We start from the raw sequence: 15,900 nt of genomic DNA on the forward strand, positions 1-15,900 counted from the left end.
TATCAAAGCCAAATTCCATCGTCGATTCGACGGGGAAACCAGGACTGCTACTGTATCCAGAACACCGACTGGCAAGTATTTCATAAGCATACTGGTTGATGACGGACGGGAAATACCTGAGAAGATTGAGACAGGCACAACCATTGGCGTTGATGTTGGCATTAGCCATTTTGCCATTCTCTCAACGGGTGAAAAGATCGAGAATCCTCGACATCTTAAGAAATCCATGGCGAAACTTAAAGCAGAGCAACGGTCGTTGTCTCGTAAGAAAAAGGAATCGAGTAACAGGAAGAAACAAAAGTTGGTTGTGGCTAAACTATATGAAAAAGTTACCAATCAACGAAATGATTTTCATAATAAACTATCCAACAGGCTGGTAAACGAGAACCAAGTTATCGCCCTGGAGGATCTGAACATTTCAGGAATGGTCAGGAATCATTGCTTGGCTCAAGCAATCTCGGATGTTGCCTGGGGAAATTTCATAGTAAAACTGAAATATAAGGCAGAGTGGTGCGGTAAGACCATAATGCAAATCGGTAGGTTTGTGCCAAGTTCCAAGCTATGTAGTATATGTGGACACAAGAATACCGATCTGACATTGAACGATAGAAGCTGGGAATGTCCTTCGTGTCATACAAAACATGATCGTGATGTTAACGCAGCCATCAACATCCTGAATATCGCGCTAAACAATACCGCCGCAGGGACTGAGGTTTGAGCTTGTGGATGTATTCTCGCTGGAGAAACAGATGAAGCAAGAAGCCACCCATTTTAATGGGTGGTAGTTCACAACTAACAAAAGAAGGTGCCACAACAATGTTTTTATAAACCAAGTGTTTAATATATAAATAATAATATCATAAATAACTATCAATCAGCCAACAATACTATTCTGAAAAATCTCCGGTGATATATTGAAAAAACTCCACACTTCGTGTATTCTGGTAACTCTTATGATCATGTCATCCCTATCAATAGCAGGATGTATAGATACTCCCGACGCGCTTCCGGCATTTGTGGACGAGAGTGCGCTGGACAGTTATGGATGGTCTCAGACCGAGGCTGTTGAGTACAGGACCTTTGAACAAAAGATATCCAACTCAACCAGTGTCAGTATTAACAGCACGGTTGTTAAGTATCGCAACGACAGGCTTGCAGAAGACATTGAAAAGCAGATAAGTGATTTCAAGAACGATCATAATCTGCCTGCCAACATCGAAGTGCCATCGATCACTTCCGAGATCCATACCAGCCGTATCACTTTCCCGGCAGGTGTGAAACTACCCAATGATATAATAAACAGAATAGTGGAAAGCAGTGTAAAAGACCTGAGATCGGAGAACAATATCGAGGATCTCAAAGCTACCAGCACAAGGCAGATCACATTACAAAGCGGACTTATGGTCCCCGTCTACATACACTCGGGAGCCAAGGACTCCGGAAGCGGGGGCTTGAGTGTAATTGCAGTTGTTGCAGCATATGAGAATGAAGATTCCAGCACCATTATCACAGGGATAATCCCCAACGGCAGCATGTCCGTAAACATGGGACCTGTCAGCGGTAACCTCTTCACTATCGACGGTGAGCGCGAACTGGAAGAGATGCTGAAACTGATAGCAACACTTGAGTGATAGTTACTTAAAGTTGTTCAAAAATATCATTAGGATAATATCTATTTTTCTTTTTTTCTTATATTTCCATAATTAAGTATAGATATAACCAAATATCTATTTATATCAACACCTGCATGGACACCATGGTGTCCAAAAATGAGCCTTCGACTGAAAGAGCATTTTATTAAAAAAGTCCTGTTAATAGTGATATTGATATCCATGATCATGTTTTCCGGATGTACGGGGGACAAAAGTCAGGATATCGAACAGAAGTATAATAACTCCCTAGGCATGGAATTCGTGTTTATTCCTGAAGGTGAGTTTTACATGGGTTCGGATTCAACGCCTTTGGTCGCCTTTGACGATCCAGCTCACAAAGTAAAGATTCCCAAACCTTTCTATATGGCCAGATACGAGGTCACACAAAAGCAATGGACCATGCTGATGGGAGAAAACCCATCATTCTTTGAAGGAGATGATCTGCCGGTTGAACAGGTGTCATGGAATGATGCTCAGGAGTTTGTAAAAAAACTGAACGAACTTGAAGATACAGATAAGTACAGGCTGCCCACTGAAGCTGAGTGGGAATATGCCTGCAGGGCCGGCACAACAAGCGTGTTCTCGTTCACAGAAGAAGCAACAGACCTTGATGAGTACGGCTGGTCCGATACTTACGGCTGGTGCGCCATCAATTCGAACAGGACCACCCATCCCGTTGGAGAAAAAGAACCAAATCAATGGGGACTGTATGATATGCATGGCAACGTATGGGAATGGACCCAGGACAATTGGCATGACACCTATGAAGATGCACCCACTGACGGCAGTGCATGGGAAGAAGACTCTATCATCCGTGTAGGAAGAGGAGGAAGCTGGATGGACGGACCCAATATATGCCAGAGTGCTTTTCGCGGGCAACTGGATGCCGACAGCAGCATCAACGTCCTTGGTTTCAGGCTTGTCAGGGAAGTATAGAAGTTCCCTTCAATTGCTTTACCGGAACATATAATTCTTATAAGTCCCGAGTTGAAGAATATGGTTAAGATCGCAGTTACAGGAAAAGGAGGTGTCGGGAAGACGACACTCTCCGGTACCCTGGCAAGGATGCTTGCAAGGGATGGATATGAGGTGCTTGCCATTGATGCGGATGCCGATATGAACCTTGCGTCTGCTATCGGTGTAAAAAATACTCCCAAGCCCCTGACAGATTATCAGGAACTCATAGAAGAAAGGGCCGGGGAGAAGGGAGGCATGTTCAAGTTCAACCCGAAGGTAGACGATATCGTGGATATGTTTGGCGTTGTGGGGCCTGACAATGTTAAAATGCTGGTGATGGGGACCATCGAGAGAGGCGGCAGTGGCTGCATGTGCCCCGCTTCTTCCTTCCTGCGTGCTTTCCTGCGCCATGTGACCTTGAAGGAGAGCAGTGCCGTCATCCTGGATATGGAAGCAGGCATCGAGCATCTGGGAAGGGGCACCACCCGCGGAATAGACCTTATGATCGTGGTGGTTGAGCCTGGCATGCGGTCCATAGAAACGGCCCAGAGGATCAAGGAACTGTCAGAGGGTATAGATATCAGGCATCTTGCGGCTGTGATCAATAAGGGCAATTCCGCCAATATCAGGCCGCACCTTGAGAAGCTCGGCATTCCGGTCCTGGGAGAGATACCTTACGATACCGGGCTTGCAGAAGCCGATCTCATGGGCCTGGCACCCATCGATGTCGGCGGTGAATGGGTGGATGCTGTCAGAAGCATAAAAGAGAACATGCTGAGCATGATAGCGACATTTGAAAAGGAAGCATGATTTTAAATCCAACGTCAGGACCGTTTATGTCGCTAAAAATATCATATAACCAGACAGAACCCTACATAACAAAAGACGGATCATCTATCAGGGAGCTGATGCATCCCCTTGTGCACGGGAACCGGACACAGAGCCTTGCAGAGGCAATTGTGATGCCCGGCTGCGAAACACTGCACCACATGCATGCCTTTTCTGAGGAAATATATCACATCACCGCAGGCTCAGGATACATGACAGTCGGAGAAGATGGCTTTCAGGTAAACGAAGGAGACAGTATATGCATCCTCCCGGGAGAATACCATAGTATAAGAAACACCGAAAAGGTGCCTCTGAAGATACTGTGCTGCTGCTCACCTCCATATTCTCATGAAGATACCGAGTTGAAGCCAGCGAGGTAAATGTTCTCATATAATGGTGTGAAAACTACCCATGAAGGACATGTTAATCGCTAATGGGAACGCTTTTTATAGGATAAGGACACTTGTTGACCTAAGTCAAAAGAGAAAGTATGAGGCGCCTGGAAACCACCACGCTTTAAGGCGCCTCTCTCCTAACGAATCCGAAATATTCCCCAATATTTCTTCCCGGACATTGCGAGTGACATTACCCGCAATGTCTAATAGGCACTTTCTATATATAACCTAATCCGTTCTTAATAATACGAACGAGCTGACAATTCTCCATCAGGCTTTATTTTAATGGCATTATAATTTCAGCCCGCCTTTTCTGCTCATTCTCCGTCTATCCTTTTCTCTTAAAGTAAATGGCCGATAGTACTCCGACAATAGCAAGAACAGCACCAAATCCAGGTGATTGTTGCTCAGATGCTAATTCACCGGATGGCTCCTCATTCGTTTCCTGTTCCTGGTCTTCATTTACAGGAGCAGATATGTCTTCTGTCGATGGAGTCTCCGATTCAGTTTGTGGGTAATCAGCAGGGTCCCCCGGGAAGGTCAGGGCATTGATCTCTTCCAGATTGGTGAATCCATCCCCGTCAGAATCGAGCGCTTCAATTGATGCAAAGTCCCTTCCACTTGCCGCATATGCCATCCCGTAAGGATTCCGGGAGCCTCCACCATTTGGGTTAATGTGACAGGTAGCGCATGCATCAAGTTTTGTATCTTCTGTGTCATATTGCTGGTTGAAAGCATCCAGATATGCGGGCCTCGCTGAGACAATGGGTGAGCCCAACAACATTATAATTACTAACAAAATCACGGCAACTAAATTATTGTTCATATTTTCATCCCACATTCCTAAGTAAATAATAAGTTCAGTATCACATAGTTATAAATGTTCTTATCATCCAGATCGAATCAGAAAGATTGATAATAAGGATTTCATCGGGTAAGAGAGTTATTGTTTAAGGTTGAAGCTCTCAGAAGCAAAGGAAGTTACTGAGGAGTTCAACACGTGGATGAATAAGAAAACACCTTATCAAAAGCAATCAGTAATGTGGAGTTATGCCTTATTGTTGAAGACTAGAGAATTGGATCAGTTACTTGTTGAAAAGAAAAAGTCTTTGATTTCTGAAAGCCTGAATATGCTATTTAAAGACAGGATTCAGATGACATAAGGCAAAAGATACTGAGCATTTCCTATACTGAATGGGAGAATATGAGATTCTCTAAGGATGCTCTTCACTACATGAAAAAGAATGCCAAAGCAGATAAGCCATTTACGCTTAATGCCCATGTCAGGGAGAGATTGGAGATGTGGGGGAAAAAGTAAACTATCATTGATGTGATACAATTACAGAGGAAGCATATCCTCTTATAATGAGGTGCCTTTAAATATCGAGATTACATATTTGCTATAGTTGTTAAGTAATACTTCATAATCCAAAGCAGGATGTAATGTAAATGAAGAAGCCTTTACTTGATGTGATATTTGCATCTGAGAAGCGAAAAGGAGTTCTCCTGATGCTACAGGATGGAGTAAAGGAAATGAGTTATCTTCTTGAATCCCTTAGTACTACTAGGCAGGCATTGCTTCCTCAGATTAAAGTACTGGAAGAACATCATCTTGTTGATCACTACGATGATACTTATGAGTTGACAACTATTGGAAAGTTAGTTGTTGACAAAATGGCTTATTTAATAAACACTGTTGAGACTTTTGATGTTGGCCTTGACTATTGGGGAACTCACAAATTACATTCCATTCCGCCTCATCTTTTAGAAAGGATTAGCGAGCTTAGAAAATGTACTATAGTCAAACCTCAAATTACAGAGATAAACAGCTTATACAAACCATTTAACCTTGAGAAATCAACTACTAAATCAGTCCATTTAGTTGGTGCTTTCCTTTATCCTGATTTCTATTCAACGTTTACAAAGCTGCTTGAGAATAGTTTTACTATATACTACATTATTTCTAAAGAACTGCTCGATAAAATAAAAGAAGAGCAACATGAAGAATTTGCAGCTCTTCTTAAGAACAAATCTTTCAATTTGTATGTCTATAATAAAGAAGCAAGTTTCTTATTTTTTGTATATGATGATGTTAATCTTATGATTGACTTCATAACAAATGAGGAAAAATTTGATATTGAACATGTTTTGTGCAGGAGAAAAAGTGCCCTTGAGTGGGCAAAAGAGTTATTTGAATATTATTTGAGAGACTGTACACCAATTACTGCGATTTGATGATTGATTTTTTATTATATTCTGGCACAAATTTTGTAGACGTGTATTTGGGATTGAACAGATAGTATAGTTATTCACAGTTCGGTTTTTTCTCGTTACCTATAACCCCATATAAATGTGCGATGGAATAATTCGAATCCAATCCCTTAATTATTACATCATATCATCAACAAACAGGAGCTAATCATAACTCGCCTCCTTGTTCTCATGATTGTACCGAACCCGTAACCCCCTACACTCACAGGAAGTAAAGTATTACCGGCAATAAAATAACACCCATAGCATGGCTCTTGCGTATTTTCAGGAAGGGGGAGAGCATCCCGATAGATGTGGCGATGGCAAATACCACCAGGCCGAAGAGACCTGTGAAGAGCAGGACCAGCAGGGTTAGCACTGCGATCACGCAATAGCACAGGAGGGGATAGTCTATGGACAAAAGCCACTGGTGGACCCGGTCTCCGAGATAGATGGTAGAGAAGTAGGACATTATCGCCGTCAGGGCGATGGCACACAGGAAAAGGATAATTGTGGATGCATCCAGGCTCACTCCTTCAAGCAGGCCGTTGATCACCACCATGGCTCCGTTCCTTGTCTTACCGATGACGGCAAGTGCTATCAAACCAAAGATGGCGTTGCAGGTGTTCACACCTGAAACGGAGACAATGAACTCTTTTGCCGAGCTGAGCATTTCCTCGTCCGAGTATTGGGTATATTGGTTCTCCTCCTTTGAGAAGTCCTGCTTGATGAACAAACGTGCAAAGACCGTGGCAATAGAAGAGGATATTCCTGGCAGCCATGCTACAAGCGAGCCTGAGACACCGCCGACGAAGATGCCCCTGAATATGCGTTTCCTGTCCAGCTCAAGCCGGGAACGCAACTGAGCAGGGATTACAGGAGCCGACATCAGGCTGATGATGAGCTGCGATGAACCGAAAAGGCCGCTGAGCAGGGGAAGCAGTATGGAAGGCTCGCCAAAGGATATGACCGGATTCATCAGATACTCCATCCTGAAAGCGAACACTCCGAGCATCCCGCTCATAAAGAATATCACCAGGGCGTAGAATCTGCTTTTCCAGTGGGAAAGCGAACCCTGTCCTTTGACAAACTCGCCTCTCTCGGTCATTATCATCAGGAACACCACAAAGATGAGTATCCACGCAAGATAAGCCTGTATAAGCGGGTATGCTGTCAGGAAGATCATGGACAGCGGGAGAGCTATGAACAGCGCAAGAGCAACGGAACCTGCACTGCCAAGTGCGGAAAGGCGGACAGCCTCTGCACCGCGGCCTTCCAGCAGGAGAGCGTGGCCGGGGAGGACTGCCAGCGCGGTGTCACCGTTGGGGGCTCCAAGGAAAATTGCCGGGATTATGTCGTGAAAGGTATGTGACAGGGAGTTTGAGAGGATGATAACGGCCACATAGAACACCGGCACCCCGTTATCCGATAATAAGGGAGACATTGCAAGCAGTATCAGCGCGAAATTATTGGTATGTATCCCGGGAATCAGCCCTGATACCACTCCCAGGAGATATCCGGCAACAATGGAAAGTATGAACAGTACCGGAGATATATCAGTGAGCATGCTAACCTCTTAATGGCAGACCTACAGATCGTGCACTTAAATTTTTCATTGGGTAGCAGAATATTGAAGCCTTATTTAATTTTTTTGATTTTGTTCTGTGTACAAGACAGGTATTTATACTAGCGTTCCATTGCAAAAGCTGATGGAAACCACGACACTCAGATGCGATAAATGCAACAGGGATGCAATCATATTTCAGAAATATTCCGGCATGCACTTATGCAGGAAACATTTCATCGAGGATGTTGAACGCAAAATAAAGCTGACCATCAGGAAACATTACAGTATCAAGAGGAACGAGACCATTGCAGTGGGTCTGAGCGGTGGCAAGGACAGCAGTACAACGCTTTACATCCTGCACAAGATATTCGGAGGAAGGCCGGACATAAGTCTGGTTGGCATCTGCATTGATGAGGGAATAGAAGGTTACCGCCCCAATACCATCGAGTCTGCAAAGGAATTGACCTCACAGCTTGGAATTGAACTCATTGTACGCTCCTTTAAGGAAGAATATGGAACTACAATGGACCTGATAGCACCTCAGAAAAGAGAAAAAGGAACATGCAGCTATTGCGGGGTCCTTCGTAAATCCCTGCTCAACAAGACAGCACTTGAGCTTGGTGCCACACGGCTTGCAATAGGCCACAACCTTGACGATGAAGCGCAAACTGTCCTGTTGAACCACCTCAAAGGCGATGTTTCAAGAATGGTACGTCTGGCTCCGCCCAAGGAACTGGAAGGACTCGTACTGCGTATGAAACCTCTGCGGCAGATACCGGAAAAAGAAGTTGCCCTGTATGCTTACCTGCATGACCTGCCTCTTGGTTTTGGCGGATGTCCGTATGCACATGAAGCCATGAGAGGGGAGATCAGGGTGCTGCTTAACGACCTTGAGGTAAACCATCCTGGAACAAAGTATGCACTTCTGAGTGGATTTGACAAGATGTCAGGTATTCTGGGAAGGGAGTTTCCCCAGGAAGGACTCGCAAACTGCCGCTTATGCGGCCAGGCCTGCACCGAAGGTGTGTGCCAGGCCTGCAAGCTATTGGGCAGGGATCAGTGATCGAGGATATAATCCTCGAGGGAATATAGTTTGTTGCCGTTCCTGTTCAGGTACAGACGGGTCCACCAGATAGTCGTGAGTGTCGGTATCACAATGAAAGTGAGAATAGGATTAACTAATGACCACACCTGTGCCACTACATCAATGAATCCTGCAATCTCACCTAAAAGTTGCATGAACAGGGAAATGACAATCAAGATGATCCACAGAGCCAATGCGCCGGACTTGTTGGACATAAAAACCGCCACTCCTTTTTCGATCGCACTTACCGGGTCCAGGTTTTCCACCACCAGTGCATACTGGACAAATATCAATACAATACTTATTGCCAGAAGATAGAAGCCCCAGATCAAAAGTCCGAAGAGTAGCATGGAAGTACCTGCAATAGCCTGCTGAGGATCATTGAGGAGAGTTCCAAGGTCCCCTATGGAAAGGATGCCAGGTATCGTAAAAACAATTCCTGCCAGAGCGAGCAGCAACATGAGAATTTTTGCAAGGAACAGGCTCACAACATTCCTCATTCCGTATGCTGACATATCCCTTAAACTAGTGTCACCCCTTTGTGAAGCTTCTTTTGACATGCCTATGGCACCTGCCATAAAGAAAGACTGCAGGAACATATAGATAAGGACAAAAACAATCCCGAGTGCTACAAGGGGCCAGATACTTCCAGAAAGCAGGGAGCTTATTACAGCCAGAAACTCCTCGGGGCTTAACTGCTCGAGGTCCACATTGTTGGCCGAAACCTCAGGGAGTATGAACAGCATTACAAAGAACATAGTAAATATAATGAACAGGACAAACGTCGCCAGGACCTCTATGATAAAAGGTACGCAGATAGCAAGGTTTCGTTTCCATGTGCTAAAACCTTTGTGTACTATAGTAGTAATATCTTCGGTCATGGTTTTTCTCCGGGGTTACAGTCAATAGGAGATAGGTATTTATATAGATATTTGACTTCATATTAAGTGCATAAGTAATAGAGCTTGCCGAAATATAAATGTTAATTTATATAATTAGCAGGCCATTCAATACATCTATTTACAGAGACGGTAAAGCCTAAATACAATGATAGCGTTAATGTGTTTGCGCGGGTGCTTTTTTCATACACTAAACCCCACTCCCCAAATACATTAAACCCCCACTCCCTAACCCGCGCAAATTCTTATTCTTGTTTGATAGACATTAATTTTAATTTTAGATTATAAGGTTGACAAATGATATTCTGGTCTTTTTGATATTTAGGTTCTGTAGAAACTCTTAATAATGTAAATTGTGAACTCTGCCTGCAATTCTTTTTGAAGACATTAAAAAGAGCTGAATAGCAAAGAAGAACATTAAAAATAGAAAGCATTTCCGGCTTAATAGCCGGAAACATACCTGTTTTAGAAGATACCTGCTCCGATGAAGAGGGAAGAGAACAGGATCGCGACCATGTTCACTACCTTGATCAGGGCATTGAGGGCTGGTCCGGAGGTGTCCTTGAACGGATCTCCCACTGTGTCACCAACAACCGCTGCCTTGTGAGCATTGGAACCTTTGCCGCCGTACATTCCATCTTCGATGAGCTTCTTTGCGTTGTCCCATGCTCCTCCTCCGTTGTCCATTGTAAGGGCAAGCAGAAGACCACATACGATGATACCTATAAGAAGGCCACCGAGTGCTGCAGGACCAAGTACAAGTCCTACTATCACAGGTACAAAGATCGCCAGCATGCCGGGGATTGCCATTTCGCGAATCGCGGCTGCGGTCACAATATCGACACACTTGCCGTATTCGGGTTTTGCAGTTCCTTCCATGATGCCCGGGATCTCCCTGAACTGGCGGCGTACTTCATTGACGATCTTGAAGGCTGCTTTGCCAACAGCCTGCATCGTGACAGCTGTGAATATGAACGGAAGCAATCCACCTATGAACAGTCCCACGAGGACGACCGGCTGGTCAAGACTCAGGTTGACAGGATCCACTCCCTGATTCACCTTGTGTACGTAGTCTGCGAACAGTGCAAGCGCACCGAGTGCTGCAGAGCCTATAGCATATCCCTTTGTAACGGCCTTTGTGGTGTTACCCACAGAGTCAAGGGAGTCTGTGACCTTGCGGACGTTGGAAGGCAGGCCTGCCATTTCGGCAATACCGCCTGCATTGTCAGTGATAGGACCGTACGAGTCAAGCGCTACTATCATACCTGTTGTGGAGAGCATCGCTGCTGCTGCTATTGCAACACCGTAGATACCAACTGCAGGGTCTGTCGCTCCACCTACAACGTAGAAGGAGGCGAGGATACCAATGACAATGGTAATCACGGGGAACACTGTGCTCTCAAATCCCATTGCAAGACCGGAAATGACGTTTGTACCGGCACCTGTCTCAGAGGCTTTTGCAATCGTCTTTACCGGACGGAAGGATTTGGATGTGTAGTATTCCGTGAATACTACCATGAGCACCATTATAGCGATACCTACAAGGGCTGCATAGTAGAATTTAATGTCGTCCATCAGGGATGTCGTAACAAAATAGAATGCTATCAGGGACAGAATTGCTGAACCTGCAACACCTTTGTACAGTGCATTCATGATATTGCCGCTGCTTCCCACCTTTACGAAGAACACGGATATGATGGAAGCAAAGATCGCAACTGCACCGAGTATAAGCGGATAGAGGATTGCATTCGGATATGAGGAAATGATCAGTGAACCAAGAAGCATAGAAGCAAGCACTGTGACCACGTATGTTTCAAAGAGGTCGGCACCCATGCCTGCACAGTCACCGACGTTGTCACCGACGTTGTCAGCTATTACGGCTGCATTACGCGGATCATCTTCGGGGATACCGGCTTCGATCTTACCTACAAGGTCTGCACCTACATCGGCAGCCTTTGTGAAGATACCTCCGCCAACCCTTGCAAAGAGACTGATCAGACTTGCACCGAACCCGAACCCGATCACAAGGTCGACATCACCGTACAGAATGTAAAAACCACTGGTACCGAGCAGTGCAAGACCTACCACTGCAAGACCTGTGACAGCTCCTCCACGGAATGCAACTGACATAGCTTTCTGCAGGCCCTTGGATGCAGCGTGTGCTGTCCTGACATTGGCCCTGACAGAAACGTTCATTCCGATGTATCCGGCCACTGCCGAACTTATTGCACCAACTAGGAAACCAATGGCAATCTTTGTTCCATCATCAAGCAGAACAAAGATAAGTGCCGCAATGATCACAGCCACTACGGCTATAGTCTTATACTGACGGTTCAAGTATGCCATCGCACCCTCCTGGATGGCGCTTGCTATTTCCTGCATCTTTTCTGAGCCAGCCTCTTCCTTAAGAATGCTGCGCGCAAAGATCCCAGCAAACAACAAACTGATCAGACCAGCAAGAGGGGCAAGATAAATTAAAGATTCCATTTTAGAACTCCTCTCAATATATTTATGTTACAAATTGTAAATGTGTTGATTCTTTATTCATAAGTGTTAACCGGAAAAACAAACCGCATGTGAACGGCTTGTTGCATAATTTTTTAATAAATGCCGGCTATAATAGAGATATATAATATATAAAGATAGGCTGAATTATTACATCTTCGATATGAACTTATCGATTGAGACTGGCAGGGTCACAATCCTCCACCTATCTGCATAAGCTCAAATCCTATGTCCTGCGGCACGTCAACCCTGAATACAAAGACGTTGCATCTCAATTTCCTTGCAGCAGCCACTGCATTCCTCTCTTCTGAATCAAGGATGCCGTCAGCACTTGCAATGCAGAACGATTTCCTTTCGTTCTTTACAAGGAAATCAAAATATTGACCGTAATCACGCAGGAATCCCATCAACTCTGCAAGCTCATCCCATTTCTCACACATGTGTATGTTCTTGGTAGCTGAATTGCTCACATACCAGTCGCGACTCATATAAGGATACTTATCGTACTGTTCCTTGAGCTCATCATAGGCTTTGTATATAGCGGATGTCTCGTTCCTGACATCCACCCATTTCCAGCCCAGCTGTGAGAAATACCTTGCAGCAACGATCACAACTACCTTATCCATATCCTGTTTTTCCAGTTTCATAGCAACACCTAAAAATCATCATCCTGTGAATAACTTCTATTGAATTTAAGGGCTATCTCCGCTTTTTTGAGTTCCCTTCCAAGATAACCAGCATGCTCAAGCCTTGATACAAGGCTCATGTCAATAAGCGTATCCATCACCTCACCGGCAGTCTTCCCGGCAACCGAGACTGTCTCATGCTCGGCAAGGATCAAGCCACCCTTACCATCTTCATCGGGGACGATACCAATCCTTATACTGCCCGCCGGATCAAGCTTCCACATCCTGTGCGGCTTGGCCCCGACGAAGGCATCAGGCAGAACGGCATCATTTCGCCTTCTTTTTTCCTTTATTTCCACCAGGTCTATGCCAAGATCCTTGGGAGAACTGGCCCTTTCACGTGCCAGCAACATCATAAGGGAAGCTTTAGTGAGTTCACTGATAGAACCCTGTGTCTTGTTGCTGAACTCCGGTGTGAAGAGTATGCTTGCACCGACATCGGCCCCTATGCCACAAAGTGTTGCATTGGAGCCTGCAGAGTCTGCATCAAGGAGTTCCGTTACGTTGCCAACCCCGAAAAAAACAGGGATATCAGGGAAAAGCCTGTGGAATTCACTGTACCGAACAATAGAATCTGTGAAGCCGTACCCTATCGGGTCAAGCACGGGATCAGCTATTATTTCCGCAATGCCTTCTGAGCGTGCTGCATCAATATTCCTTAGAAGGCTTTCAAGACCTTCGTCAGGATCCGGAATAACTACCGCCGGCACACCGGATGTGGCAACACGGGAACCAACGACTCCAATATTGCTGCTGTCCAGACTGAGTATCAGATTCACACCAACATCAAGTGCCTTTGCGAGAAGATCCGGGTCAAGCGTGTCTATGCTTACAGGGACCTCTGTGACTGACCTGGCAACCTTGATGGCGCGCTCAACATCACTGGGTGTTGCATGAAGAGAGGCTCCAAGGTCGATGATATCAGCGCCTTTTGCGACAAATGACCTTATTTTCCCTGCAAGAGCATTGCTCTCCATTCCAGTGGCGTCAACTACCTCCGCCATCACCTTCATGCGGCTGTTCCCGCCCAGTTTCAGGTTACCCAGTGCCAGAGAGGGTCCTGATCCTTCTTCAAGATCCCTGGCTTTTTCCAGGGCCATCTTCCGCCTTACATCAATGAGCAACTCACAGGCTGGAACTTTATCGGAGAACTCTATTTTATCGGCAAAGGGAAGTACATAACCCAGGTCGTATGCATGCTTGGGACCAAGAAGGATCCTGCAATTAAGCTGAGCTGCAGCTTTTGAAAAATCTCCTGAACAGATTCCAGGTATAAATATAATATCGTAATCGAACCGGGAAATATGCTTCTCAATGGCAGCCAGCAGCTTGCCCGGAGTAATAAAAGCCGCTATCTTTGTGTCAGCGACAATGATATCAGCATTATCACCTACCGACTTCCTTACAGCTATCTCTGCCAGATGACCCGTGGCAACCAGTATTTTCATGGCTCAAAATTGTAATGCTACCTGATAAGAATTTCTTTTTAAAAAAAGTTACATTGCCGTACCATTATGGCACGGCTGCAAGTATTACAGACAATCAGTGGATTATATCGATTATTGATCCACCGGCTTTTCTGGAACCGGGTGACTCAACGACTGTGCGCTTGGCCTTGTTCATAGGAGTTGGCGCATGCCTGTATGACCTGGGAGTTTCTGGGACCATGCTGGCTGCCCTTGCTTCATACTGCGGACCAAGCACCTGTGCGGACTGAACGCCTGTCATGATAGCCATCACACGCACCTTGCCTTCGTATTCATTGCTGATGCGTGCGCCCCATATGACATTTGCACTGGGTGCCAGTTCATAGGTAAGTGATGCAGCGATCTCTTCGGCTTCCTTAAGACTGAGGTCAGGACCGCCTGTTATGTGTACAAGGCTTCCTGTTGCGCCCCTGTAGTCAACGTCAAGGAGCGGGTGATTCAGTGCAGCGCGCACGACATCGTCACTCTTGTCCTGATTCTTGCTCTCGCCCACGAGCATGACTGCAACTCCGCCACAGCTCATGATAGCCCTGATATCTGCATAGTCAAGGTTGATGAGTGATGGTTTGGTGATTGTTTCTGTTATGCCCTTCACTGTCTCAGAGATCAGTTGGTCCATTACAGAGAAAGCCTGTTCTATTGGCAGGTTTGGGACATATTCCAGAAGCCTGTTGTTGTCAAGTACTATAACTGTATCTGCTGCACGGCGTAATTCCTCAAGACCCTCTTCTGCCTTGACAGCCCTGGCCCTCTCGACCCTGAACGGACTGGAGACCATACCTACAACGATCGCTCCCTGTTCCTTGGCAATCTCAGCAACGACGGGGGCAACACCTGTACCTGTTCCTCCACCCATGCCGGCTGTAATGAAAACAAGGTCAGCATTCTTGAAGACCTCTTCAAGAGTACCACGCGCAAGTTCTGCTGCCTTGGCACCTATCTCGGGATAACCTCCGGCACCAAGACCGCGGGTCAGTGTCTTTCCCACAAGGATCTTTTTGTCGGCACGGATGATGTCAAGGTGTTGCTTGTCAGTGTTGATAGCAATTGTCTCGGCACCTTCGATCCCGATGTTGTAGAGCCTGTTTATAGTGTTGTTACCCGCACCACCGCAACCTACAATAAGGATTCTCGGCTGTCCGAACATGTCGAACTGATCATCCACTGCGATCGTCTGGCGGTACTCTTTTTCCTTTTCAGTGTGTTTTAATGCTTCCTGGACTATCGACTGCACATTCATCCCCTCACGGATATGTTACATCGCGGTATAGTATACGATTTCAAATATTGCTCGTTAATGCTCAAACCATTCATCAACGTTTATCAACGTTTCACAGTTCTGTGATTGCTATATTTCGTTCCTTGTTTTTATACTTATGCTTTTATGCAAGTAAAATAAGCATACAAGTCAAGGTAAGCCAGAAGTACTCCGGGTTTGGAAACACAAACTGCTCAGCATTTGTGGCCACAGAACCATGATGCGTGATAAACATGAATCATTTGATATTTAAAAATAGTTATATATAAGAGTATCTAAGTAGTCTGTTTACAAGCATGCACATACAAAAGCATTAATTTTCGCAGGTACAT

14 protein-coding genes are annotated in these 15,900 nt (G+C 45.4%); 7 read left to right on the forward strand and 7 right to left on the reverse strand.

Features of this window, described 5'->3' with window-relative positions; translation table 11 throughout:
- The 5 genes from Q8J68_RS02085 to Q8J68_RS02105 form a co-directional block, all read left to right on the forward strand.
- On the forward strand, positions 1-718 hold a 718-nt coding region (locus Q8J68_RS02085), incomplete at its 5' end, for an RNA-guided endonuclease TnpB family protein (RefSeq protein WP_305309903.1).
- 241 nt (positions 719-959) lie between these two features.
- Positions 960-1,631, forward strand: coding sequence for a hypothetical protein (locus Q8J68_RS02090; protein WP_305309904.1), 672 nt, complete (start codon positions 960-962; stop codon positions 1,629-1,631).
- Between the two features lie 138 nt (positions 1,632-1,769).
- Positions 1,770-2,588, forward strand: a complete 819-nt coding sequence (locus tag Q8J68_RS02095) for a formylglycine-generating enzyme family protein (RefSeq protein ID WP_305309905.1) — start codon at positions 1,770-1,772, stop codon at positions 2,586-2,588.
- Between the two features lie 60 nt (positions 2,589-2,648).
- On the forward strand, positions 2,649-3,419 hold the full coding sequence (locus Q8J68_RS02100) for a carbon monoxide dehydrogenase accessory protein CooC (RefSeq protein ID WP_305309906.1): 771 nt from the start codon (positions 2,649-2,651) through the stop codon (positions 3,417-3,419).
- A 26-nt stretch (positions 3,420-3,445) separates the two neighbouring features.
- The gene (locus Q8J68_RS02105; RefSeq protein ID WP_305309907.1) at positions 3,446-3,817 is read left to right on the forward strand and encodes a cupin domain-containing protein; all 372 of its coding nucleotides are present in this window, start codon (positions 3,446-3,448) and stop codon (positions 3,815-3,817) included.
- A gap of 343 nt (positions 3,818-4,160) precedes the next feature.
- Here Q8J68_RS02105 and Q8J68_RS02110 read toward each other — a convergent pair whose 3' ends face one another.
- Positions 4,161-4,658, reverse strand: coding sequence for a PGF-CTERM sorting domain-containing protein (locus tag Q8J68_RS02110; protein WP_305309908.1), 498 nt, complete (start codon positions 4,656-4,658; stop codon positions 4,161-4,163).
- Positions 4,659-5,281: 623 nt separating this feature from the next.
- Here Q8J68_RS02110 and Q8J68_RS02115 point away from each other — a divergent pair.
- Positions 5,282-6,067, forward strand: a complete 786-nt coding sequence (locus Q8J68_RS02115) for a winged helix-turn-helix domain-containing protein (protein WP_305309909.1) — start codon at positions 5,282-5,284, stop codon at positions 6,065-6,067.
- A gap of 238 nt (positions 6,068-6,305) precedes the next feature.
- Here the strand turns inward: Q8J68_RS02115 and Q8J68_RS02120 are convergent, their stop codons facing one another.
- Positions 6,306-7,649, reverse strand: a complete 1,344-nt coding sequence (locus Q8J68_RS02120) for a tripartite tricarboxylate transporter permease (RefSeq protein ID WP_305309910.1) — start codon at positions 7,647-7,649, stop codon at positions 6,306-6,308.
- A gap of 142 nt (positions 7,650-7,791) precedes the next feature.
- On the opposite strand from Q8J68_RS02120, the gene Q8J68_RS02125 reads away from it, so the two are divergent.
- Positions 7,792-8,712, forward strand: coding sequence for a TIGR00269 family protein (locus tag Q8J68_RS02125; RefSeq protein ID WP_305309911.1), 921 nt, complete (start codon positions 7,792-7,794; stop codon positions 8,710-8,712).
- Here Q8J68_RS02125 and Q8J68_RS02130 read toward each other — a convergent pair.
- The 5 genes from Q8J68_RS02130 to ftsZ form a co-directional block, all read right to left on the reverse strand.
- Positions 8,706-9,614, reverse strand: coding sequence for a hypothetical protein (locus Q8J68_RS02130; protein WP_305309912.1), 909 nt, complete (start codon positions 9,612-9,614; stop codon positions 8,706-8,708). The genes Q8J68_RS02125 and Q8J68_RS02130 overlap by 7 nt on opposite strands.
- A 483-nt stretch (positions 9,615-10,097) precedes the next feature.
- Positions 10,098-12,119, reverse strand: coding sequence for a sodium-translocating pyrophosphatase (locus Q8J68_RS02135; RefSeq protein WP_305309913.1), 2,022 nt, complete (start codon positions 12,117-12,119; stop codon positions 10,098-10,100).
- A gap of 209 nt (positions 12,120-12,328) precedes the next feature.
- Positions 12,329-12,784, reverse strand: coding sequence for a hypothetical protein (locus tag Q8J68_RS02140; RefSeq protein WP_305309914.1), 456 nt, complete (start codon positions 12,782-12,784; stop codon positions 12,329-12,331).
- An 8-nt stretch (positions 12,785-12,792) separates the two neighbouring features.
- Positions 12,793-14,271, reverse strand: a complete 1,479-nt coding sequence (locus Q8J68_RS02145) for a dihydropteroate synthase-like protein (RefSeq protein ID WP_305309915.1) — start codon at positions 14,269-14,271, stop codon at positions 12,793-12,795.
- A 94-nt stretch (positions 14,272-14,365) separates the two neighbouring features.
- Positions 14,366-15,544, reverse strand: coding sequence for a cell division protein FtsZ (gene ftsZ / locus Q8J68_RS02150; protein ID WP_305309916.1), 1,179 nt, complete (start codon positions 15,542-15,544; stop codon positions 14,366-14,368).
- Positions 15,545-15,900 lie beyond the last annotated feature (356 nt).

Origin of the sequence: Methanolobus sp. (genome assembly GCF_030682845.1) — an archaeon.
In the GTDB taxonomy this organism is placed as follows: Archaea; Halobacteriota; Methanosarcinia; order Methanosarcinales; family Methanosarcinaceae; genus Methanolobus.

Bases quoted from the DNA above. Each gene is read 5' to 3' on its own strand.
- Q8J68_RS02140 (WP_305309914.1), bottom strand. From the start codon at position 12,784: ATGAAACTGGAAAAACAGGATATGGATAAGGTAGTTGTGATCGTTGCT.
- Q8J68_RS02105 (WP_305309907.1), top strand. From the start codon at position 3,446: ATGTCGCTAAAAATATCATATAACCAGACAGAACCCTACATAACAAAA.
- Q8J68_RS02110 (WP_305309908.1), bottom strand. From the start codon at position 4,658: ATGAACAATAATTTAGTTGCCGTGATTTTGTTAGTAATTATAATGTTG.
- Q8J68_RS02095 (WP_305309905.1), top strand. From the start codon at position 1,770: ATGAGCCTTCGACTGAAAGAGCATTTTATTAAAAAAGTCCTGTTAATA.
- Q8J68_RS02115 (WP_305309909.1), top strand. From the start codon at position 5,282: ATGAAGAAGCCTTTACTTGATGTGATATTTGCATCTGAGAAGCGAAAA.
- Q8J68_RS02145 (WP_305309915.1), bottom strand. From the start codon at position 14,271: ATGAAAATACTGGTTGCCACGGGTCATCTGGCAGAGATAGCTGTAAGG.
- Q8J68_RS02090 (WP_305309904.1), top strand. From the start codon at position 960: ATGTCATCCCTATCAATAGCAGGATGTATAGATACTCCCGACGCGCTT.
- Q8J68_RS02100 (WP_305309906.1), top strand. From the start codon at position 2,649: ATGGTTAAGATCGCAGTTACAGGAAAAGGAGGTGTCGGGAAGACGACA.
- Q8J68_RS02135 (WP_305309913.1), bottom strand. From the start codon at position 12,119: ATGGAATCTTTAATTTATCTTGCCCCTCTTGCTGGTCTGATCAGTTTG.
- Q8J68_RS02120 (WP_305309910.1), bottom strand. From the start codon at position 7,649: ATGCTCACTGATATATCTCCGGTACTGTTCATACTTTCCATTGTTGCC.
- Q8J68_RS02125 (WP_305309911.1), top strand. From the start codon at position 7,792: ATGGAAACCACGACACTCAGATGCGATAAATGCAACAGGGATGCAATC.
- Q8J68_RS02130 (WP_305309912.1), bottom strand. From the start codon at position 9,614: ATGACCGAAGATATTACTACTATAGTACACAAAGGTTTTAGCACATGG.